Source organism: Sphingomonas sp. (assembly GCF_031361285.1).
Classification (GTDB): domain Bacteria; phylum Pseudomonadota; class Alphaproteobacteria; order Sphingomonadales; family Sphingomonadaceae; genus Sphingomicrobium.
In genome coordinates this window covers 53,008-74,801 of the sequence record NZ_JANMCO010000123.1, presented here as the reverse complement: position 1 = coordinate 74,801, position 21,794 = coordinate 53,008, and the positions used below count along the sequence as shown (strand labels likewise).

Annotated in this window: 20 protein-coding genes; 7 read left to right on the top strand and 13 right to left on the bottom strand. The window is 63.3% G+C overall.

What is annotated here, in order from left to right; genetic code table 11:
* Nucleotides 1-33: 33 nt before the first annotated feature.
* The 3 genes from RMO25_RS10940 to RMO25_RS10930 are packed head-to-tail and all read right to left on the bottom strand — an operon-like array spanning nt 34 to nt 5,919.
* Nucleotides 34-1,290 (bottom strand): DUF445 domain-containing protein, encoded by a 1,257-nt coding sequence (locus RMO25_RS10940; RefSeq protein WP_309662631.1) that lies wholly within the window; start codon nt 1,288-1,290, stop codon nt 34-36.
* 31 nt (nt 1,291-1,321) lie between these two features.
* Nucleotides 1,322-4,708, bottom strand: coding sequence for an efflux RND transporter permease subunit (locus RMO25_RS10935; RefSeq protein ID WP_309662630.1), 3,387 nt, complete (start codon nt 4,706-4,708; stop codon nt 1,322-1,324).
* A 32-nt stretch (nt 4,709-4,740) separates the two neighbouring features.
* Nucleotides 4,741-5,919 (bottom strand): efflux RND transporter periplasmic adaptor subunit, encoded by a 1,179-nt coding sequence (locus RMO25_RS10930; RefSeq protein ID WP_309662629.1) that lies wholly within the window; start codon nt 5,917-5,919, stop codon nt 4,741-4,743.
* Nucleotides 5,920-6,134: 215 nt separating this feature from the next.
* Between RMO25_RS10930 and RMO25_RS10925 the strand changes: the two genes are divergently transcribed.
* Together RMO25_RS10925 and RMO25_RS10920 are read left to right on the top strand one after the other, a co-directional pair.
* Nucleotides 6,135-6,398: a GlsB/YeaQ/YmgE family stress response membrane protein gene (locus tag RMO25_RS10925; RefSeq protein ID WP_309662628.1), complete on the top strand. Its 264-nt coding sequence runs from the start codon at nt 6,135-6,137 to the stop codon at nt 6,396-6,398.
* Nucleotides 6,399-6,483: 85 nt separating this feature from the next.
* A complete protein-coding gene (locus tag RMO25_RS10920; RefSeq protein ID WP_309662627.1) occupies nt 6,484-7,203 on the top strand; it encodes an SIMPL domain-containing protein in 720 nt (239 codons plus the stop codon).
* Between the two features lie 63 nt (nt 7,204-7,266).
* Here the strand turns inward: RMO25_RS10920 and RMO25_RS10915 are convergent, their stop codons facing one another.
* The 3 genes from RMO25_RS10915 to RMO25_RS10905 form a co-directional block, all read right to left on the bottom strand.
* A complete protein-coding gene (locus tag RMO25_RS10915) occupies nt 7,267-7,527 on the bottom strand; it encodes a GlsB/YeaQ/YmgE family stress response membrane protein (RefSeq protein ID WP_309662626.1) in 261 nt (86 codons plus the stop codon).
* Nucleotides 7,528-7,705: 178 nt separating this feature from the next.
* A complete protein-coding gene (locus RMO25_RS10910; RefSeq protein ID WP_309662625.1) occupies nt 7,706-8,005 on the bottom strand; it encodes a DUF1153 domain-containing protein in 300 nt (99 codons plus the stop codon).
* A 16-nt stretch (nt 8,006-8,021) separates the two neighbouring features.
* Nucleotides 8,022-8,285: a hypothetical protein gene (locus RMO25_RS10905; protein ID WP_309662624.1), complete on the bottom strand. Its 264-nt coding sequence runs from the start codon at nt 8,283-8,285 to the stop codon at nt 8,022-8,024.
* A 126-nt stretch (nt 8,286-8,411) separates the two neighbouring features.
* Between RMO25_RS10905 and mnmA the strand changes: the two genes are divergently transcribed.
* Nucleotides 8,412-9,518, top strand: coding sequence for a tRNA 2-thiouridine(34) synthase MnmA (mnmA, locus tag RMO25_RS10900; RefSeq protein WP_309662623.1), 1,107 nt, complete (start codon nt 8,412-8,414; stop codon nt 9,516-9,518).
* 16 nt (nt 9,519-9,534) lie between these two features.
* Here mnmA and RMO25_RS10895 read toward each other — a convergent pair whose 3' ends face one another.
* From RMO25_RS10895 to pdxH, 3 genes are read right to left on the bottom strand one after another with little or no spacing between them, the layout of a single operon-like run.
* Nucleotides 9,535-9,681: a hypothetical protein gene (locus tag RMO25_RS10895; protein ID WP_309662622.1), complete on the bottom strand. Its 147-nt coding sequence runs from the start codon at nt 9,679-9,681 to the stop codon at nt 9,535-9,537.
* A gap of 34 nt (nt 9,682-9,715) precedes the next feature.
* A complete protein-coding gene (locus RMO25_RS10890; protein WP_309662621.1) occupies nt 9,716-10,648 on the bottom strand; it encodes a cation diffusion facilitator family transporter in 933 nt (310 codons plus the stop codon).
* Nucleotides 10,645-11,223, bottom strand: a complete 579-nt coding sequence (gene pdxH / locus RMO25_RS10885; protein WP_309662620.1) for a pyridoxamine 5'-phosphate oxidase — start codon at nt 11,221-11,223, stop codon at nt 10,645-10,647. The genes RMO25_RS10890 and pdxH overlap by 4 nt, the downstream gene beginning before the upstream one ends.
* Nucleotides 11,224-11,303: 80 nt before the next feature.
* On the opposite strand from pdxH, the gene RMO25_RS10880 reads away from it, so the two are divergent.
* From RMO25_RS10880 to RMO25_RS10865, 4 genes are read left to right on the top strand one after another with little or no spacing between them, the layout of a single operon-like run.
* Nucleotides 11,304-12,278, top strand: a complete 975-nt coding sequence (locus RMO25_RS10880; RefSeq protein WP_309662619.1) for a DnaJ C-terminal domain-containing protein — start codon at nt 11,304-11,306, stop codon at nt 12,276-12,278.
* Between the two features lie 12 nt (nt 12,279-12,290).
* Entirely contained in the window at nt 12,291-13,325 is a 1,035-nt protein-coding gene (locus RMO25_RS10875; protein WP_309662618.1) for a YihY/virulence factor BrkB family protein, read from the top strand.
* 20 nt (nt 13,326-13,345) lie between these two features.
* On the top strand, nt 13,346-14,137 hold the full coding sequence (fabI, locus tag RMO25_RS10870; RefSeq protein ID WP_309662653.1) for an enoyl-ACP reductase FabI: 792 nt from the start codon (nt 13,346-13,348) through the stop codon (nt 14,135-14,137).
* Between the two features lies 1 nt (nt 14,138).
* The gene (locus tag RMO25_RS10865; RefSeq protein WP_309662617.1) at nt 14,139-14,417 is read left to right on the top strand and encodes an acylphosphatase; all 279 of its coding nucleotides are present in this window, start codon (nt 14,139-14,141) and stop codon (nt 14,415-14,417) included.
* On the opposite strand, the gene RMO25_RS10860 is transcribed toward RMO25_RS10865, so the two are convergent.
* Genes RMO25_RS10860 through RMO25_RS10845 form a run of 4 tightly spaced genes read right to left on the bottom strand, consistent with a single transcriptional unit; the run spans nt 14,414 to nt 21,688 of the window.
* Nucleotides 14,414-15,703 (bottom strand): adenylosuccinate synthase, encoded by a 1,290-nt coding sequence (locus tag RMO25_RS10860; RefSeq protein WP_309662616.1) that lies wholly within the window; start codon nt 15,701-15,703, stop codon nt 14,414-14,416. The two genes, RMO25_RS10865 and RMO25_RS10860, sit on opposite strands and share 4 nt — an antisense overlap.
* A gap of 59 nt (nt 15,704-15,762) precedes the next feature.
* The gene (locus tag RMO25_RS10855; protein ID WP_309662615.1) at nt 15,763-16,824 is read right to left on the bottom strand and encodes a PrsW family glutamic-type intramembrane protease; all 1,062 of its coding nucleotides are present in this window, start codon (nt 16,822-16,824) and stop codon (nt 15,763-15,765) included.
* Between the two features lie 11 nt (nt 16,825-16,835).
* Complete coding sequence (locus RMO25_RS10850) at nt 16,836-19,964, bottom strand: hypothetical protein (RefSeq protein WP_309662614.1); 3,129 nt, start codon at nt 19,962-19,964, stop codon at nt 16,836-16,838.
* A 32-nt stretch (nt 19,965-19,996) separates the two neighbouring features.
* A complete protein-coding gene (locus tag RMO25_RS10845) occupies nt 19,997-21,688 on the bottom strand; it encodes a hypothetical protein (RefSeq protein WP_309662613.1) in 1,692 nt (563 codons plus the stop codon).
* Between the last annotated feature and the right edge of the window lie 106 nt (nt 21,689-21,794).

Sequence of the window (21,794 nt, the reverse complement as noted above, 5' to 3'; positions counted from 1 at the left end):
TTTTCCCCTCCCCTGAAGGAAAGGGGAGGCGATCTAGAGCCGGTCCAGCCCGTATAGGATCACCCCGACCAGGCCGCCGACCAAAGTACCGTTGATGCGGATGTACTGGAGGTCGCGGCCGACCGCGCTTTCCAGCCGGGCGGTGATCGTCCGGGCGTCCCAGCCGCGCACCGTTTCCGACACCAGCTTGACGATCGAGCTGCCGTAGCTCGCGGCCAGGCCGGCGACGGCGCGGCGGGCGAACTGGTTGATCGCGCCGCGGATGCGCGGGTCGCCTTCGAGTGTGGTTCCCATCGATTTGAGCACGTCGCCCAATTTGCCGGCCATCGCCGTATCGGGGTTGCGGGCGGCGCGGATGATCGCCTCGCGCCCCTTCTGCCACAACGTGTCGAGCCACAGGCTGATCGACCGGTTGGCGAGCAATTCATCCTTGAGAGCCTCGACCCGCTCGCGCGTTTCGGGCTTGGTCTGAAGATCGTTGGCGAGCTGCGCCAGCGCCTCCTCGATCTTCTGGCGTACCGGGTGGGCGGGGTCGGTCGACATTTCGACCGTCAGCTTGCGCAACCCGTCCATGATCGAATCGGCGAGCTTGGTGTCGATCCCGGCGAGCTTGAGGATCCAGCTGGTGCGCTTGCGAACCATTTCGCGGATCAGGCTTTCGTTCGAATCTAGCACGCGAGCGGACCAACGGATCGCGGCTTCGAGCATCGGCACGTGGCGGTCTTCGTTGATCGCCGATGCCAAAGCGTGGCCAAGCACCGGCGAAACATCCATGGTCTTGAGCCGCGACGAAATCGCGCTTTTGATGATCCCGCCCAGCCGTTCGTCGTCCAATCCTTCGAAAATGTCGGCGATCAGCCGCGACGCGCCATGGCGGATGCGGGTGCCTTCGCCTTCGGGCGCGCGCAGGAAGCGGCCGGCGGCGCCGGCGAGGTCGATGTGGCGCATGCGCCGCGCCACCACCGAAGCGATCAGGAAATTTTCCTTGAGGAACGATGCAAGTGCTTCGCCGATGCGGTCCTTGTTGCGCGGGATGATGGCGGTGTGCGGGATCGGCAGGCCGAGCGGGTGGCGGAACAGGGCCGTTACCGCGAACCAGTCGGCCAGCCCGCCGACCATGGCGGCCTCAGCGAACGCCTTGACCCAGCCCAGCTGGGGGTAGCCGGGTTCGAACGCGCGAGCGGCGACGAACACCACCGCCATGACCACCAACAGGCCGGTAGCGGCCGCCTTCATGCCCGCTGCGCCAGGCTGTGACGGGTTGAACCGATTGCGTGCGGTTGAGGTCATCGCATCGCCATAGCGGCGTCGATAAGTGAAATCACTCCGCCGGGACGGGGTCGCTACCGCGATGCGCGTCTTCGCCGACGAACCGGTTGAACAAGCGGGCGACCCGCGCTTCGACCGAGATCGCGATCGAGAAGTAGGCGGGCACCAGGAGCAGTGTCAGGATGGTCGAGAAGATCAGCCCGCCGATCACCGTGATGCCCATTGGGGCGCGCCAGCTATTGTCACCGCTGATCGAAATCGCGGTCGGCAACATGCCGGCCACCATCGCCACGGTCGTCATGACGATTGGTTGAGCGCGCTTGTGCCCAGCTTCCCAGATCGCCGCGTTCTTGGGCATGCCGTGGTTCATCATCTCGACCGCGAAATCGACCAGCAAAATCGAATTCTTGGCGACGATTCCGAACAGCATCAGGATGCCGATAAGCACGAACAGCGACACCGGCTGGTTGGCGATGTGGAGCGCCGCCGCCGCGCCGAGCGGCGCGAGCAGTAGCGATCCCATGTTCACGAACGGCGCGAGGAAGCGGCGGTAGAGGAGGACGAGCACTGCGAATACCAACAGCACGCCCGAGACGAGGGCGATACCGAAGTTGACCAACAGCTCCGCCTGCCATTTCTGGTTCCCCAGGTTCATCTTCTGGATGCCCTGCGGCAGGTTTTTCATCGTCGGCAGTTGATTGACCTTCGCCGACACGTCCCCTTCGACGACGCCCGGGGCGAAATCCGCTCCGACCGACAGCCGGCGAAGCTGATTGGATCGGTTGATCGCCGTTGGCCCAGCACCAAAGCCGATAGCGGCCACTGATTTTAGCGGCACGGAGCCGCCGGACGATGTCGGGACTGGCAGGTTTTCCAGAGTCTGAATGTCGCGACGAGCATTCTCGGAAAGCGACACGGTTATCGGGACTTGCCGGTCGGATAGCGAGAATTTGGCGCTGTTCTGCTCGATGTCGCCAAGCGTTGCGATGCGGATGGTCTGGCTCAACGCCGCGGTGGTGACACCAAGATCCGCGGCGAGATCGAACCGCGGCTTGATGGTGATTTCCGGCTGCGCGAGGTTGCTTCCAACCCGCGGCGCCCGAAGCCCTGGTACCGTGGCCATTTCCTTGACAAGCTGGTTGGCGACCTTGGTCAACTGATCCGGATTATCGCCGCCAAGGTACAGCATGATGTCGCGTGAATCCCGGTCCGGCCCGCCGCCGTTCTGACTTTCGAAGCTGACGCGCGCATCCGGAATTTCGGCCAGGGTTGGCGACAGCGACCGCTGCCATTCGGTGCTGGTGAGCTTGCGGTCTTTCTTGAGGACAATGCTAACCCGGCCATTGCCGACATTGACCCGTTCGAATACCCGCTCAACACTCGGATCTCTGCCAATGATCTTCGCGACGTTGTCGACCACAACCTCGGTCTGCTTGATCGTAGATCCTGGCGCCAAAGTGATGTTGACCCGCGCAAAGTCGTCATTCTCCGGCGGGAAGAATGATAGCGGCAACGTGCCGAAGAGGACGATGCTAAACAGGAGCGTGGCGATACCGCCGCCGACCATGGTCACGCGGTGGTCGTGCAGTCGCGCATTCCAACGCGCCGCCATCGTCGCTTGCCAATCGGCGAAATGACCGCCGACCATCTGGACCAGGAATCCGATCAATTTGCCGGCGCCGTAAGCAATAACGCCACCGACCAGCAGCGCGATCACGAACATGATCGCTCCGTTCCATCCCAGCGTGCCAAGCAGCTTCATCGCGCCGGCGGTTCCGGCCCCGAAGGTGCCAACGATGAGCAGCACCAGCAGCCCGCCAAGGACATAATAACCGGCCTTCCGCGCTGGCTTCGGCAGCCTTGCCAGCAGCTTATTCGCCTTGGACGTGTCGAGGCTCCAGTTGAGCACCTTGAGGTAGACGTCCATCCATTTGAACGCCGCGTGCGGCTGGACGCCGTGCGAGCGCAGGAAATAGGCGGCGACGAGCGGCGTGATCATGCGCGCGACGAGCAGGCTCATCAACACCGACAGGACGATGGTGAAGCCGAACGCCTTGAAATATTGACCGGCGATGCCGGGCATCAGCGCGACGGGCAGGAACACCGCGACGATCGCCATGGTGGTGGCCAGGACGGCAAGACCGATCTCGTCGGCGGCGTCGACCGACGCCTGATAGGCGGATTTGCCCATGCGCATATGTCGCACGATGTTCTCGATCTCGACGATCGCGTCATCGACCAGAACGCCGGCAACCAACCCCATGGCCATTGTCGACATGAAGTTCATGGTGATGCCCATCATGCTCATGAATGCGAAGGCAGGGATCGCCGACAGCGGGATTGCCAGCGCGGAAATCAGCGTTGCGCGGATATCCCGGAGGAAGAGGAACACGACGAACACCGCGAGGACGGCGCCGATGATCAGTCCTTCCATCGCCGATGTATATTGGGCCTTGGTATAGTCGATCCGGTTGACGATCTCCGTGAAGCGAACCTTCGGATTCTCCTTCTCGAGCTTCTTTAGCTCGGCCATTCCGGCGGTGTAGTCCGTCACCGCGGACGAACCTTTGGCGCGCTGGACGTAAAAGGTGACGACCTGGTGGCCGTTCATCTTGGTGATCGAGCGCTGCTCGGAGTTGCTATCCTTCACCTGGCCAAGGTCCACGAGCCTCACGAATCGGCCACCCGGCAACGAAATCTGCGTCTGTGAAAGCTGGTAGGCGTCCGGGGCATTGCCGAGCACTCGAACCGACTGTTCGGAACCGGCGATTTCGGCTCGGCCGCCAGCGCCGTTCATGTTGCTCTGGCGAAGCTGCTGATTGACTTGCGCGGCGGTAATACCCTGCGCCTGGAGCGCCGCCGGATCGAGGATAACGCGAATCGTGCGATCGACTCCGCCGCCACGCTGGACCGCCGCAATGCCTTCGACGCCCAGGAGGCGCTTGGCGATCGTGTTGTCGATGTACCAGCTGAGTTGCTCAAGGGTCATGTCGGCGGTTTGCGCGGACATGACCATGATCGGCTCGTCCTCGGCGTCGACGCGGGTGATCTGAGGCTCAACGATGCCGTCGGGAAGACTGCCGCGAATCTGCGAAATCGCATTTCGGACGTCGTTCACCGCCCGGTCCGTCGGCGTGCCGAGCGCGAAGGATACGAAGGTTGAACTGTTGCCTTCGCTAATGGTGCTGTTGATCTCGTCGACGCCGGTGATCCCGCGAATCGCCGATTCGACGCGCTGCGTGACCTGCGTTTCCATCTCGTTCGGTGCGGCGCCAGGCTGCGAGACCGAGACGATCGCTGCCGGGAAATCGATATCTGGCGCGTTGTTGACCTGCATCCGGGAGAACGCGATCAGGCCGGCAAGCATCAGCCCGACAAACAACACGATTGGAAAGACCGGGTTGCGGATGCACCACGAAGAGATGTTGCGAAAGTTCATGCGGTTTTAGCTCTTCTGTTCATGCCGGAAGGTCAGGGTGCGGCTTGACGTTTTGGTGAGATCTTCTGGCCGGGGTTGAGGAACGGGCCGGCTGACAGAACAACCGCTTCCTGGCCGCTCAGCCCTTCGATGATTGTCACTCCCGAATCGTCGACCGCCCCAATCTTGATTGGGCGTCGTTCGACTTCGTTCTTGGTGTTGATAACGTAGACATAATTGCCTTGCTCGTCGCTCAGCACGGCGCTCTGCGGCAGCAGAGGCGCGGTTGTCGTGCCGCTGCTGATCCGCGCTTCGGCAAAACCGCCCGGCCGGATCGCCGGATCGTAGGCCACGGCAATGCGAACTTCGCCCTGGCGCGACTGCGGATCGATCACCGGCGAGACGAGCCGTACCGTGCCTGCAAATGTGCGATCAAGCCCGATCGGGGTGACGCTGGCGGGCATGCCCACCCGAAGCGTGGCGATGTCCTGTTGCGGAATCTGCGCGCGCATCTCCATCGCGCCCCCAGCGGCCAGCCGGAACAGCGCGCCGGCACCGGCGCCGACGACCTGGCCGACTTCGACCGAACGGGCGAGGATCAGGCCGCTGGCGGGCGCCCGGATGTCGAGGCGGCCGACGCGGGCGCGACTCGCCCCGAACTGAGCCTGGGCGACGCGGACCCGTGCCGCCGCTGCGTCTCGGGCGGCACGCTTGCGATCGAGATCGGCCTTGGAAACGAACCCGCGGGAAACCAGTGCCTGGGCGCGTTCAAGCTCGTTCGCGGCCAGCGCGGCATCGGCCCGCGCGACCTGAATCTGGGCGCCGAGCTGGGCCGCTTCCTGGCTCTGCACCGAGCGGTCGACGGTCGCTAGTACTTGGCCTTCGCGGACCCAATTGCCGGCATCGACCAACACGCGCGTGACCAATCCGCCTTCGCCGGCAATACCGATCGGCTGATCGCGTTGCGCCGCCAGGGCGCCGCTGGCGGTGACGAGGCGGGCAACCTGGCTGCGGCCGGGGACGATCACCGTGACGGTAGGAACCTGGCCCTTGCTATTGGCGGCCTCGGCCGCGGCGGCGCTTTCCTTGCTGCTGCGCATCATCATCATCAGCGCGAACGCGACCACTACCAGGGCGGCCACGGCGACACCGATGATCCACATGCGCTTGCGGCGCGCGCCGTCGACCACGAGCAGCGTGTCGGACGAATGAAACCCCGTTTCCCGATTCATGTTCAAATCTCTAGCCCTGATCGCGAATCCCACGGCCTTGATGTGCCGCAGCTGTATTACCGCAATAACTCACCGACCGCAACCTCAGGATGGCCGGCTTGCTTTTGCCACGGTTTTTCTACCAACGGCGGCACTTGCTCCGCGAAGGCGCGTTGGCGCATGTACTAAATTCGACGCCGCCAATGTGGGGTGGTCGCCACGAAAGGGAAAGCACGATGATGGAGAATTACGGGATTATCGGCTGGATTGTCATCGGCCTTCTGGCCGGCGGTGTCGCCAAACTGCTGATGCCAGGGCGCGATCCGGGTGGCTGCATTGTCACAATCCTGCTCGGCATTGCCGGCGCGCTTGTTGCCGGCTTCCTCGGTCGCGCGATCGGCTGGTACAAGCCAGGCGACGGCGCCGGCTTCGTCGCGGCAGTCGTTGGCGCCTTCATTATCCTGTTGATTTACCGCCTGATCGTCACTCGTCGCCGCTAGCGCAAAGTCGTTTCACTACCGTTCAGGGAACAGCCATGGCACCTCGTCAAGGTCCGCCGGCAAGTTGAACTAGAGGATTGATTCGATGAAACAGCGATTCCTATTGGCTTTGGCGCTGGGCGCCTTGGCCATTCCCGCCTCCGGCTCCGCGCAAGTGACGGCAACTTTCGCGCAGCCGATTTCCGGCACCAAGCTAGATATAACCGCGACCGGCGAGGTCACGCGCGTGCCCGACTTGGCGACCATTTCGGCCGGAGTCGTGACCCGCTCGGTAACCGCAAGCGCCGCCATTCAACAAAATGCCAGTCGCATGGAGCGCGTTCGTGCGGCGCTGAAGAGTGCGGGTATTGCGGATCGAGATATTCAGACGTCGACCATCAGTCTCAACCCGGAATATCGTTACGAGAACAACTTGCCGCCCAAGCTCACCGGTTACACCGCGTCGAACCAGGTCAACATCCGTTTCCGCGACATCCGCAACAGCGGTCAAATCCTCGATGCGCTAGTCAGTGAGGGCGCCAACCAGATCAACGGTCCCAATCTGAGCATCGATCATCCCGAGGCGGCGCTCGACGAAGCGCGGGCCAAGGCGGCGACGGCCGGCCGCGCCCGCGCCGAATTATATGCGCGCGCATTGGGCATGCGGGTCGTCCGCTTGCTCTCGGTCAGCGAAAGTGGCGGCTATTCCGCTCCGCCACCTAGGGCGATGGAAATGCGCGCGCAGTCGGCGGATGCATCGACCAAGATTGATCCGGGTGAGCAGCAGCTCCAAGTGACGCTGGCGATGACGTTCGAGCTGCAATAAACAAAGAAAAAGGCCACGCGGCGGATACCGCGCGGCCTTCGATATGGTCGATTCAGTCGCGACTTAGCGGACGGAACCCCGGCGAACCAGGTTGACCACTGCCAGAAGAATGATCGCACCGAGCAGAGAATAAAGCATGTTGGTGAGATCGAGCGGGTCCGAATTGTTGATGTTGCCACCGCCAAGAATGAGACCGGCAATAACCGCGCCGACGATGCCGACAACGATGTTCAAGATGATGCCTTGTTGGCCGTCAGTTCGCATAACCAGACTGGCGAGCCAGCCGACGACACCACCAACGATCAGCCAAATGATGAAACCCATGAGCAATCCCTCCTGTTTCGTGACCGCCAATCGCTACGCGGCAGCCTTCCGGCATCAAGACGCGTGATGCACGAGTCTTGTTCCGGAATCCGAGGGCTGTGTCTAGGGTATGGTTAAATGGGACGGCCAAAAACAGTGGAAAACTCTCGTTCGATTGATATCCGTAACTGAGAATTCTTCAGTAGCGCTGCTGGCGCTCGTAAACGTCGCGATAATGCTTGATCCGGGTGACGCGCAGGCCGGGCATGCCGCTGCGATCAACCGCGCGCTGCCAGCCGGTGAATTCCTCAAGGCTCAGTGTATAGCGCTCGCAGGCCTCATCGACCGTCAGCAGCCCGCCGGAAACCGCGGCCACGACTTCGGCCTTACGGCGCACGACCCAACGGGTCGTCATGGGCGGCGGCAAACTGTCTAGCGTCAGCGGCTCACCGAGTGGGCCGATGACCTGGGCTGGCCGAAACTTCTGGTTCTCAAGCATCTGTGATCAAACCTGCTTAATCATTGTCGCTGGCAGCAGGCTTAAGCGCCGGCCATTGAAGATATTCTGAATTGTGCTGGTTAACGGCGCGCTTATTTGGCTTAACGTCTGCCACTTCGGCGCCTTCGGTGGCGTCGCTGGCGAACGCGCCGCGCAGGGTTTTCTGGGCCTCATCCCAGCCTTCGCTGGCCGAGAGGTAGCAGGCGATCGCTGCCTGGCGCTCGCGGCTGGTCAGGCCCGCGCTGGCGCTAAGCAGGTTCAACAGTTCGGCAGTGCTCAACGAAGCAGCGCCGGCCGCTGAAATATCGCCTTCGAAACGTGACAATTGAAGCCTCTCCCCGGCGCGAACGTCGCCAACCGTCTTCCCGTCTAGCGATGATGGGTGAACTTCGGGTAAAGAGCCGCCATGCCGATCAGCTTCGATCTTGGACGCCCAGCGGCGGATGCGCGAATTGTCGTCGCCATGTCGGGCGGCGTCGACAGCTCGGTTGTCGCTGCACTCGCGGCACAAAGCGGGGCGGAAGTGATTGGCGTGACGCTCCAGCTTTACGATCATGGTGAAGCGGCCAAGCGATCGGGATCATGCTGCGCGGGTCAGGATATCTACGATGCCAGGACGGTCGCCGACCGGCTCGGCTTTGCCCATTATGTGCTCGACTATGCCAGCCGTTTCAGGACCGGCGTCATCGACCTCTTCGCCAATGAATATGCGCTCGGGCGGACGCCAGTGCCGTGCAGCCTGTGCAACCAGGGCGTGAAGTTCACCGACCTGATCGCCTTCGCGCGTGAGCTTGACGCCGATTGCTTAGCCACTGGCCATTATGTGCGAAGGCTGGTCCGCAATGGACAGGCCGAACTCCACAAAGGTGCCGATCCGCACCGCGACCAGAGCTATTTTCTCTACGGCACGACGCGCGAGCAGCTCGACTTCCTGCGTTTCCCGCTCGGCGGTTTGGCCAAAAGCGAGGTTCGCCGGTTGGCGGAAGAAGCCGGGCTGTCCGTCGCGGCCAAGCCCGACAGCCAGGACATCTGTTTCGTCCCCGACGGCGACTATGCCAGCCTGGTGAAAAAGCTTCGCCCCGAAACCGCGGCGCCCGGCGACATCGTCGACCTTGAGGGGCGAGTCCTGGGGCAGCACCGCGGCGTCGTCCACTTCACCGTTGGCCAGCGGCGCGGCGTCGATGTCGGCGGCCAGTCCGAGCCGCTCTATGTCGTGCGGATCGAGCCCGACACCCGGCGGCTCATCGTTGGTCCGCGCCACGCGCTTGCGGTTGAAGCCATGCGCGTCGAGGATTGGAACTGGATCGGCGAGGAGCAGCGTTCGGTCAGCGTCAAGGTGCGCTCGCTGGCGCCGCCGGTCCGCGCCGAGATCGACGGCGATCGAGTCTGCCTCGATCGTCCCGAATATGGCGTCGCGCCCGGCCAGGCCGCGGTTTGCTATGATGGCTCGCGCTTGCTCGGCGGCGGCTGGATCGCCGAAACGGAGGCCGCGGACGCGAAGGTGGCCGCTTAATCTTAGGGCATGGTCGCTAAAGAACAGCCATCAGCACTGCGACGATCGCACCCAGAACCGCGACCGTTAAGACGATGGTGACGAGCCAGGCCGCCACTTGGCCGAAGCGGCCCTCAACCTTGTCGTAGAGCCATTCCAGCCCAAGCAAAGAGACGATATCCATCGGCTTATTCCAACCCCCCCATCGATTGCACTTGTCACCCTGAACTCTCAGTCAAATCCGATGACAGCATGGTTTCGCGGTCGGTGTGGCCTTCGGGGTCGAGGTGGATGAGGATCTCGGTCCCCGGAAAGCGCTGCTGAAGCTGCTCTTCGATATTGTCCATGCAATCATGGGCTTCGCGCACCGTCCAGTCGGCTGGCACCCAGACGTGGAACTGGGCGAAATGATGCGTGCCACTGGTTCGTGTGCGCAGATCATGCAGGCCGGCAAGCTCGGGATATTCGGCCGCGGCGGCGAGGAACGTCGCGCGCTCCTGTTCGGGCCATTCGCGGTCCATCAGCTGGTTGACCGCTTCGCCCGACGCGCGCCAGGCGCCAAACAACAGCCACAGCGCGATAGCGATGCCGAACGCCGCGTCGGCGCCGCTTATGCCCAGCCACTGGTCGAGCAGCAGCGCCGCGATCACCGCCGAATTGAGCATCAGGTCGGACTTGTAATGGACGTTGTCGGTCCGGATCGCGATCGATCCGGTGCTGGCGATCACCCGCTTTTGAAAAGCGAGCAGCGCGAATGTCGCGGCGATTGCAAACAAGGAAACGCCGATGCCGATCCCCATCTCCGCCGTTGTGCCGCCATGGATCAGCCGGTCGATCGCGCGCCAGGCGATGCCGATCGCGGAAACGGCGATCAGCACCACCTGGCCAAGCGCGACCAAAGCTTCGGCCTTGCCGTGGCCGAAGCGATGGTCGTGATCGGCCGGCTGGGCGGCGATCCGCACTCCTGCCAGCGTGGCGAGGCTCGCCACAAGGTCGAGCGCCGTGTCGGCGAGGCTGCCGAGCATTGCCGTCGAGTCGGTTGCCCACGCTGCCCAACTCTTGGCGATCAGCAGAGTCAGCGCGAGCGCCACGCTGGCCAGCGCCGCGCGCGTCGACAGCTTGCCCCGCAGGGCATCCAACGCCCGGGTCACGGGTACAACAACCCTTCGGCCCAGCCGTCTTCAGTCCGCACGAATAGCCGCCGTTCGTGGAGCCGGTGGGCGCCGTCGCTCCAGAACTCCATATGTGACGGGACCACCCGGCGGCCCTTCCAATGTGGTGGACGCGGCACTGGCTGACCTTCGAACCGCTTGGCTAGCTCAGCAAAACGGGCTTCCAGGGTCTCACGATGATCGAGCAACTGCGATTGGTCCGACGCCCAGGCACCGATCTGCGAATCCCGAGAGCGGGTTGCAAAATAGGCATCGGCCTCGGCGCCGAGCACAGGCTCTGCCAAGCCTTCGATCCGGACCTGGCGGCGCAGCGCCTTCCAGTGGAACAGCAAGGCGACATTGGGATTGGCGGCGAGTTCGTGGCCCTTACGGCTGCCGGCGTTGGTGTAGAATACGAAACCGTCAGGGCCGTGGCCCTTCAGCAGCACCATTCGTACCGACGGATTGCCGGCCACGTCGGCGGTCGCCAGCGCCATCGCTTCGGGATCGTTGGGTTCGCTGGCTTGCGCTTGCGCGAACCACTCTTCGAACAGGGCCAGGGGGTCGCTAGTCATTATCAGGTCCGCTTAGGCTTGGACCAAGCCGCGCCGCAACCCATCTGGAAACATCGCATTCGATACGGCATGGGGAAGCCATGGACCTTTACCAACGGCTCGGGATCAAGCGCGGCGCGAGCGAGGAGGAGGTCAAAAAGGCCTACCGCAGCCTCGCCAAGCAGCTCCACCCCGACCGCAACAAGGACAATCCCAAGGCGGCCGAGCGCTTTTCCCAGGTGACTTCCGCCTACGATTTACTGTCCGACAAGGACAAGCGTGCGCGCTATGACCGCGGCGAGATCGACGAGGACGGCAATCCCAAGATGCCGTTCGGGGCTGGCTTCGGCGGCTATTCGACCGGCGGCGGCGCCGGCCCGCGCCCGGGGCAAGGCAATCCGGGCGGCGGGTTCGAAGGTTTCCCGGGTGGCTTCGCGTCGGGCGAAACGGCCGATCTGAGCGACCTGTTCGAAGGCCTGTTCGGCGCCGCCAATTCGGCTCGGGGACGGCGGCCAGGCGGCCCCGGCGGATTTCGCCAGCGCGGCCGCGCGCCGCAAAAGGGCGCTGACGTCGCCTATCGATTAAAGGTTCCGTTTATCGACGCCGCGATCCTCGCGCCGCAACGGATCACGCTGGCCGACGGCAAGTCTATCGACCTCCAGCTGCCCAAGGGGCTCGAAGATGGCACGCGCATCCGGCTGACTGGCAAAGGCGAGGCTGGCCCGGCCGGCCATGGCGATGCGATCGTCACCATATCGATCGCGCCACATTCCTTTTTCTCCCGCGACGGCCACCAGATCCGCCTGACCTTGCCAGTGACGCTCAACGAAGCAGTGCTCGGTGCCAAAGTGAAGGTGCCGACGCCGGAAGGGCCGGTGATGCTGACCATCGCCAAAGGCACGACGTCGGGCCGGGTCCTGCGTTTGAAGGGGCGAGGGTTCACCGACAAGAATGGCAAGCGCGGTGATCAGCTGGTTACGGTCGATGTCGATCTGCCGCCGGCCAACGCCGAGCTCGAGGAATTTGCCAAGGGCTGGACCGACGACCGCAACCCGCGCGCGGCGCTGGGGGTTTAACCAGACCGAACCATGAAGGACATCTCCCCCCAATCACCGGAAGCCCGGCGCAAGCGGCTGGCCAGTATGGAAGCGGCGTTCGGCCATGACGTCGTCGTCAAGCTCAAGCCCCGCGCCCACGCGCTGGAAGTGCTCAAACGCGTCCTCATTGGGGTCTATAACGACGGCTTCATTCACGCCGGCAATCTCGCCTATCTCGCACTGCTGGCGATGTTCCCATTCTTCATCCTCGCCGCGGCCATGGCGCATCTCCTCGGCCGCACGGAGGATGGCGCGCTGACCGTGGCAACGTTCCTTGCCAAGCTGCCGCCGGGTGTGGCCGGGACTTTGCGCGGCCCGGTCCAGGAAGTGTTGACCGCGCGCACCGGGCCCTTGCTATGGTTCGGCGCGCTGGTTGGCCTGTGGACCGCGGCGAGCTTCATCGAGACCATCCGCGACATCTTGCGCCGCGCTTATGGCGTCAAATTCTGCGCGCCGTTCTGGGAATATCGCCTGGCGTCGATTGCCATCATCTTCGCTTCGGTGGTGATCCTGATGTTTGCCTTCGCGTTCACCGTGATGCTGAGCTCGCTGCAGCGCGCGATCGAACAATTGCTGCCGATTTCCGCCGAAGTCGGCAGTACGCTTGGCACCTTCCAGGCGGTGCCGGCGGCGATGATGTTCTTCACCTTCTACGTTCTGTTTTTCGCGTTGACGCCCGCCCGCTACCGCAAGCAGGGGTGCAGAAAATGGCCCGGCGCCTTGCTGATCACCACCTGGTGGCTGGTGACGGTCTGGCTGCTGCCCCAGGCGATCGGCCTGATCGGCGGCTACAGCTTGACCTATGGCAGCCTTGCCGGCGTGATGATTACCTTATTGTTCTTCTTCGTCATTGGATTGGGCGTCGTCACCGGGGCGGAATTGAACGCTGCCCTAGCGGAAAGCGGCGCGACGGCGCTAAAGGGTGAAATCTACAGCGGGCCGTTCAAGGACGAGCTCAAAGTCGAAGAACCGCAGCCCGGCGAGGATGTGGTTCCGGAACTGGTAACAGGGGAGCCACAGTTTTGACCAAGGCTGCGGGCGGACTGATGCAGGGCAAGCGCGGGCTGATCATGGGCCTGGCGAATGATCGATCGCTGGCCTGGGGCATTGCCAAAGCCTTGGGCGAACAGGGCGCTGAGCTGGCCTTCTCCTACCAAGGCGATTCGCTGGAGAAGCGAGTCCGCCCGCTGGCCGAGCAGCTCGGGTCCGACCTCCTCATCGATTGCGACGTCAGCAGCAACGGCGCCCTCGACAAGGCGTTCGCCGGCCTGCGCAAGAAATGGGACAAGCTCGATTTCCTGGTCCACGCGATCGGCTTTTCGGACAAGAATGAGCTGCGCGGCAAGTTCGTCGATACGACCCTCGACAATTTCCTGCTGACCATGAACATCTCGGTTTACAGCTTCGTCGCGGTCGCCCAGCGGGCGCGGGCGATGATGGACAGAGGCGGTTCGATGCTGACGCTGACTTATTACGGCGCCGAAAAAGTCATTCCGCATTACAATGTCATGGGGGTGGCCAAGGCGGCGCTCGAAACCAGTGTCAAATATCTCGCCATGGACCTCGGACCCGAAGGCATCCGGGTCAATGCCATTTCGGCCGGCCCAATCAAGACGCTGGCGGCCAGCGGCATTGGCGACTTCCGCTACATCATGAAGTGGAACGAATATAATTCGCCACTGCGCCGCAACGTTACGATCGAAGATGTCGGCGGCGCCGCGCTCTATCTGCTGTCCGACCTCGCCAGCGGCGTCACTGGCGAAATCCATCATGTTGATGCCGGCTATAATGTCGTGGGTATGAAGGCCGAGGACGCCCCCGACATCGCCACGGTCTAGCGTGGCCGACCCGGTTGGTCGCAAGGTCCGTTTGTACGGGCGCGTGCAGGGGGTTTTTCTTCGCCAGTGGACGGTCAACCAGGCCCGCGCGCTGGGCGTCGCCGGCTGGGTACACAATGCCCGCGACGGCTCGGTTGAAGCCCATCTCGCCGGCGACGAGGCAGCGGTCGCCCAGATGATCGAGCGAATGCGCCAAGGGCCGGCCGGCGCTCATGTCGAGGACTTCACCATCGAGGTCGTCGACCCCGAAGCGGTCGAAGGCTTCTCGGTCCGGCTCTAGCCCTCGAACGGGTCGCGGACGAGGATCGTGTCGTCGCGCTCTGGGCTGGTCGAAACCAAGGCCACCGGACAGCGGATCAGCTCCTCGATCCGGCGGATATAATCGATCGCCCGCGCCGGCAAGTCGGCCCAGCTGCGCGCCCCCCGGGTTGATCCGGGCCAGCCCGGAATCTCTTCATAGACCGGTTCGACCCGCGCCTGGTCAAAGGCGTGCGGCGGCAGATAGTCGTAATCCTCGCCGTCGATTCGATAGCTGGTACAGATCCGCACGCTGTCGAACTCGTCGAGCACGTCGAGTTTGGTGAGTGCAATGCCGGTAATGCCGGAAACCGCGACCGCTTGTCGCACCAGCACCGCGTCGAACCAACCGCAGCGCCGCCGGCGGCCGGTTACCGTGCCAAATTCGTGCCCACGCTCGCCCAAGCGCTGTCCGATTTCATCTTCGAGTTCGGTTGGAAAGGGCCCCGAACCCACCCGCGTCGTATAGGCCTTGGCGATGCCGAGCACGAAGCCGGCCCCCGACGGGCCGATGCCGCTACCCGCGCCAGTGGTCCCGGCGACCGTGTTTGACGAGGTGACGAATGGATAGGTGCCGTGGTCGACATCGAGCAGCACGCCCTGAGCGCCCTCGAACAGGATGCGCTTGTTGCCGCGTAGCGCGACGTCGAGGTCGCGCCACACCGGGCGGGCGAACGGTAGCACAAAATCGGCGATCGCGGCGAGGTCGCGGCGCAGTCGCTCACGGTCGACTGGGGGTTCGTTGAAACCCGCCCGCAGCGCGTCGTGGTGAGCGCACAGCCGATCGAGCTGCGGTTCGAGATCGTCGAGGTGGGCGAGATCGCACACCCGGATCGCGCGCCGCCCGACCTTGTCCTCATAGGCCGGACCGATGCCGCGCCGCGTCGTGCCGATCTTGCCGGCGCCCGACGCATCCTCGCGCAGTGCGTCGAGATCGCGGTGGATCGGCAGGATCAGCGGGCAGGTCTCGGCGATCATCAGCACGTCGGGCGTGATGGATATTCCCTGGCCGGCGACCCGCTCGACCTCGGCCTTTAGCGCCCACGGGTCGAGCACCACGCCGTTGCCAATCACCGACGGCGTGCCGCGGACGATGCCCGACGGGAGCAAGGACAATTTATAGGTCTGGTCGCCGACTACCAGCGTATGGCCGGCATTGTGGCCGCCCTGGAAGCGCACCACCATATCGGCGCGGCTGGCGAGCCAGTCGACGATTTTGCCCTTGCCTTCATCGCCCCACTGCGCGCCGATGACCGTAACGTTGCCCAAGTTGATTTCCTGTGTGCTGATCGGCCCCGCGCGCTCCTACGGGCCGGGCGGCAATGCGTCTAGGTCTTAGGGAGCGCCGTACCTTTCAGGCGCTCGCGCAATTCCGACAGTTCCCAATAATCGTTGCGGCTGAATGGCAGTAGCGGGGTCAGCGCCGTCAAGGTGCTGCGGCCAAGGTCGCGCTTCAGTTGGGCGAGGCGGGTGAAGCTGGCGCCGATGTCCGCCTCGACCCGGTCGGCATCCGCCGATTGCTGCAGCAAGGTCTCTTCCGAGGTCAGCACGAGGCGCGTCAGGACTTCCCAATATTCGCGAATGCGCTCACCGGTTTCGGCACCGGAGCGGGCGGCGAGGGCGGCAATGCGTTGGCCACCAGGATCGCCGGGAAACCGCCCCGCGCTTAGCGTATCGAGCATGGCGCGGTGGGCGTCGCGCTCGACCGTCAGCCATTGCTGGGCCTCGCCGGCGCCGAAGCGGAAGATGGCCATCAGCGCCAGCGGCGCGATGATCACGGTGCCCAACATGGCCAGCATCGGTTGGTTTGGGAACTGGTTGAATAATGTGTGGATGGCAATCGCAGCGAGGAGCCCGGGGACAAACCACAACGGGTTGAAGTCATATTCGCTGGCGGCGGCGCGCGTTTCGCGCTCGGAAAGTTCGTGGGCGATGGCGGCCATGATCGCCAGCGTCGTGCCGTGCATTACCGCGGTGCCCAAACCGCGCACCATCCATACCGCCGGTGGGAGGTCGGCAAAGCGCATCAGATAGAGAATGTTCTCGACGACCGAGAAACCGGCGCCGACGGCAAAGCCGGAAATAACGGCGTCAAGCTTGAAGCCGATGCGGTTGAACCGGAACAGGCTGATGATCACGATCGCCTTCAGCGCCTCCTCGATCCACGGCGCGACGAAGCGGCTGTAAAGGTTGAAGCCGATCGGCAAGGTATCGAGAAAGACGCCGCTCAGCGGGTAAGCGGCGGCGGCGGCAACACCGCCCATCAACAGTAGGCCAAGCGTTTCCCACCAGCTCATCAGCTTGAACACATCCAGCCAGATGAACACGGCGGTCAGCAACAGCACTGGTACCAGCGCGATTGACCAGTCGATGATGTCGGCAGTTCCCATCGCTTGCCTGACTACATGATTTTTAAGGAAGCGAGCAGTTCTGTCTTGCGATAGTCGCCATCGGCCCAGCCGCCGGCGGCGCCGATCGATAACACCATCGGCAAGCGCAGCGCGACATTGAAGTTGAAGTCGAGCTGGGCGCCCAAATTGACGTAGCGGTGCGACCGGCCGTCCGGTGACTGGGTCGCCAGCACGCCGGTGAACACCGCCGGCCGGACATAACTTAAGTAAAATGCCGGGGTGCCGATCTCGGCGAAGCGAATCGGGGGCAAGTTGATTTCACCGGTCACCTTGCCGAAACGGCGCGCGGCGATCTCGTCGATCGAAAACCCGGGGAAGCTCTCGACTTCGCGATATCGTTTCTCGGGGCGGTTATCGACGTAGTTGTTGCGGAACGAGCCGAAGTAGAAACTCGCCAACGGGTTCAGCCGATCGCCCCAGCCGAGCCCGCCATGGGCGTAAATCCACGCCGACATGTTGGCGACCGGCAGCGGGACGCCATAATCGACGCCGGCGCTGAGTTTGGGGAATAGCTCGCCTTGCGCCGCGTCGAGGTTGGCGATCGTTCGCCAGGCGATGCCTTTCTCATGATCGACGCCGCCCAATGACTTGCGGGTGTTGGTGTAGCGGGCGCCGGCCTCGAGCGAGAAGATGTTCTTGGGGCTGGCGACATTCTGCGCCCCGGGCAGGCGATCGAGCCCAAAATAGGCGGTGGCCGACCCGAACAAGTCGAGCTGGCGCGGCGGATCGTAGATCGTTGTCTTGTTGTAGGCAGCGCTCAATATGTCGCCGCGTCGGCTGCGCTCGACCGGTCCCAACAAGTCATAGAAATCGGCGGCGTTGTGGCGGTACCGAAGCTCCCAGTTGAGCGTCTTATAGTCGATTTCGGCGTGGAGCCGGTCCCGGGTCCGCATCTTGCCGAACGGCGACACGCTCAACGTTGCGCTCAGCTGGTGAAACTCCAGCGGGTCTTCGAAGTGGATGTAATAACCGGGTGACAGCTGCTTCTGGTAACCTTGCAGCATCGGGTAAGCCGCGGCGAGCTTCATCCGCTCCGTCGGACGATATTTGCCGCGCTCGGTAATCAATTGGTCGAGGGGGATCTTGGCCGGTGAGCCAACCCCCCATTGCTTGAGCTCGGGATGGGCGGCGATGACCTTCGTGCCGAGAAATTCCACGGTGCCCAGATCCTGTTGGACTTTCGGCTGGATGCGCACCGGCCGCAGCCCTTGCCCGGAATAATCGTAGACGATCAGCGAGCCGTCGGCCTGCGGCGTCGGCCGGAAGAAGCCGGTCGAAGCATTGCTGACGACGTCATATTTCTGGGTCGCAATGTCGAAGCGAAAGACGTTTGACACGCCGGTATAATAAGCGGTGCCGACTAGCGCCTTGCCGTCAGGAGTGAAGACGAATCCTTCGGGCGTCGCTGGCGGCAGGTCGAGCCGCGCGACCTGCTCTGTGCCGGCTCCCGACTGCAGCGCGTCGGTGTTCCAAACCCGCATCGACTGGGTGCCGTTGATTTCGCCGAACGAGGCCGAGATGAGCTTGCCGTCGGGCGAAATGTCGAGGTCGAACGGCACTTCGCCATATTTGAACGTGTGCATCTGGTTGAAGCCCGCATAGGGCTGCGGAATGCGAACGATCGTGGCGAAGCCGTTCTGGTGACGGATGCCCCAGATCGACTTGTCGGCGGGGTTGACCACCATGTCGCCGATCCGTGCGTCGCGAAGCAGCATGCGCTTCTTGCCGGTATCGACATTGACCGCGATGAGGTCGCGGAAGGCGTAATTATCTTCGGTATAATAGACCGTCCGGGAACTCTCGTCGAAGGCGAGACTGGTCACCTTGTAGAGCATCATGCCCTTGATTTCTTGCAGCTTGCGCAGATGGCCGGTGGCCAGGTCGAGCATGCCGACGAAGCCGATCGTGCCGGGATAGCGAAAGGCGGCGACCAGACTGTTGGTCTTGCTGTCGACGTAGCCGCGCGAAATCGAGCCCAGCCCCTGCCGGCTGAGCGGCACCGTTTCGGTCAGCGGATATTGCGACAGCTTGGCGAGGTTCGCCTTCTGAAAATCCTTCTCGAAGGCAATCCAATCGTTCCACACCGTATTGAGCGGCTTGCCGAACACGCGGCGGAACTGGCTGGCGTAGAACCCCGCGCTGCCGTCGCCGCGCCGCAGCCAGTCGACCGTTCGCTCGGGCCCGTAAGTAAGCGCGAGAAAAGAGAAGAAGCGGGTGCCATAGAGATAGTCGTTGACCCCGACCTGGAAGTCGATCGCGGTGCCTTCGGATTCGAGCCCCAGCGGCGAATAGAATTTGTCGCCGTCGCGGACCTTGGCCCGGAACACCATATCATCATAGGCGCCCTGGCCGCGCCCCAGGCCGCCCGCCATCCACGTCTCGAAGAACACGGCGCTGCCTTCCAAATACCAGCGCGGCACATTGGTTCGCGGTGTCGCCAGGTAACTGTACAGGATCGATTCCGGATGCTCCTGGATCGGCGGCGGCTTGCCTTGCAGGAAATTGCGCCAACCCGCGTCGTGCCGGTTCCACACGTCCATGGTCGCCACATGGGCAATTTCATGGTTGGTCATGGTGAAGAATCGTTCGCCCGGAGTGAACGTCTCCATCGACACCGACAGCGGCGCGACGTCGAGCAGAATGGCGTTATTCGGCACCGATCGCGCGCCCGCATTGCCATAGTCGCCAAAGTCCTTGAGCAGCAGCGTGGTCCGCTCCCACGGCGTCCAGTTGAACTTCTTCATGTGGAAGGCGAGCGCGTTTTCAAAACTGCGGGCGATGTACGGCGTCAGATAGGTTTGCACCGGGTCGAAATAGAGCAAGGAGAGGTTCTTCGTCTCCAACGTGGTCAGGTCGATGCCCGAAGCATCGGGCGGGACGTGCTTGGGTCCTTCGTCGGCCGGTGCCGGCGCGGGCTCACCGGGCGACTGGGGTTGTGGGGCATCCTTGGTCGACGCGGTTTCGGGCGTGGCGGTCGGCTCGACAACGGTCGTCGTATCCGGCGGGGGCGGCGGCGGGTCGGTCTGCTCTTGCGCCAGCGCGGCCGTTGCCGTGCTCCACAACAGCACGGCCATTACGCCGGATGCGGCCGTACCTGGCCGCCGCCATTTAGCCGTCATGCACCCCCCAGGCGGCCCGCCGGCCAATCACGTCAGTTCGCTTGGATCGCCTTCGCGAAACCGTCGGTCCGCATGGCCGCGGCGAACGACGGATTGGACGCTAGCGCCATGAACGACGCATTTTGGCCAAGCTTGGCAAACGCTGCCGAGTTGCGGGAGAAGGCCGCCATCGCGCTCGGGTTCTGGGCCAAGGCCGCGAACGCCGCCGGATTGGCGGACATGGCGGCGAACGCCGCCGGGTTGGCGTTCATCGACGCGGCCATTTGCGCATTCATTTTGCCTTGCGAGCTCAGGGCCGACGCCGCGGCGGCAGAGTTGAACGACTGGGCCGCCATGGCCGCTTTCGACAGGGCAGCGGAATTCTGGGCGAGAGAAGCAAAGGCAGCTTGATTTTGCGCCATCGCCGCAACCGCCTTGAAGTTGCTTTGCATCGCCGCGCTATTGGCCGTCAGCGCCTGGAACGCGGCGGCGTTCTGGGACAGCGACGCGAAGGCAGCGGAATTGAGCGATGCCATCGCTTTTGCGTCATTGGCGAGCGCATTGAACGCCTTGGCATTGCCCGCCATCGCCGGATTGGACCCGCTCAGAGCCGCAGCCTTGAAGGCCGCGAGATTGCTTCCATAAGCACTGAACGCGCTTGGATTCCCGGCCATTGCCGCGAACGCCGCGGGATGACTGGACAGCGCCGCGAACGCCACCGGATTGCCTGCCATCGCTGCGAACGCCGCAGGGTTCTGGGCCAGATTCGCATAGGCTTTGGAGTTGACGGCCAGCGCTTGCACCGCGGCGGCATTCATCATCTTGGCGCTGCCCAACTGGGCATTGAGGTTCGCCGCCGCGCCTATAGCGCTGGCGAGGGACGCCGGGTTTTTCGCCAGGGACGCAAAAGCAGCCTGATTCTGCGCCATCGAGGCGATGGCTTTGGCATTGCCTTGCATCGCCGCGCTGTTGGCGGTGAGTGCCTGGAAAGCCTTGGCGTTTTGGGTCAGTGCCGCGAACGCTGCGAGATTGAGCGCCGCCATCGCTTTGGCATCATTGGCGAGCGCATTAAACGCTTTGGCATTGCCGGCCATCGCCGCATTCGATCCGTTCAGAGCCGCAGCTTTGAAGGCCGCGAGATTGCTCCCGTAGGCGCTAAACGCAGCCGGGTTGCCGGCCATCGCCGCGAACGCCGCCGGATGATTGGACAGCGCCGCGAACGCCGCCGGATTGGCCGCCATCGCGGAGAAAGCCGCCGGATTCTGGCCAAGGTTAGCGAACGACTTGGCGTTGAAGGCCATCACGCCGAGCGCCGCCGCTTGCGAAGCGCTAGCCTGCGAAGCGGCCGAAACCGCCGAAGCGGCTTGCAGGGTCGCGGTGAACGCCGCCGGATTCTTGGCCAGTTGGGCGAAAGCCGCCGGATTGGCGGCCATTGCCGCCATCGCCGCCGGGTTCTGAGCCAAGGCGGCAAAGCCCGGGTCGCGCGCGAGGACGCGGAAATTGGCGTCCTTGGTCATGACCTCGAAGGCGTCGGTTTGCATCAGCAGAGGAACCCCGGTGTCGCCCAGGGTTACGTCGCCCTCGCCAACCTGGCTGGAAACATAGCGACTCGCCGGCGTGATCGTGCCCGATGTCGGACCGAGCGGCGGATAGACGCGCCCCAAGCCATAAGCACCAACCGCAACCAGCGCGACCGCTGCAACGGAGATCATATATTTGTTGTTGTTGGAAACGTTGGTGGCCACGGTGCATATCCCCCTGCAAAAAGCCCAATGGGAAATGGTGAACGCGAAGTTAACTGGAGTCAATCAAACATTGGAATTTGTTCGCTCAAATCCGGCGTAAAACGGA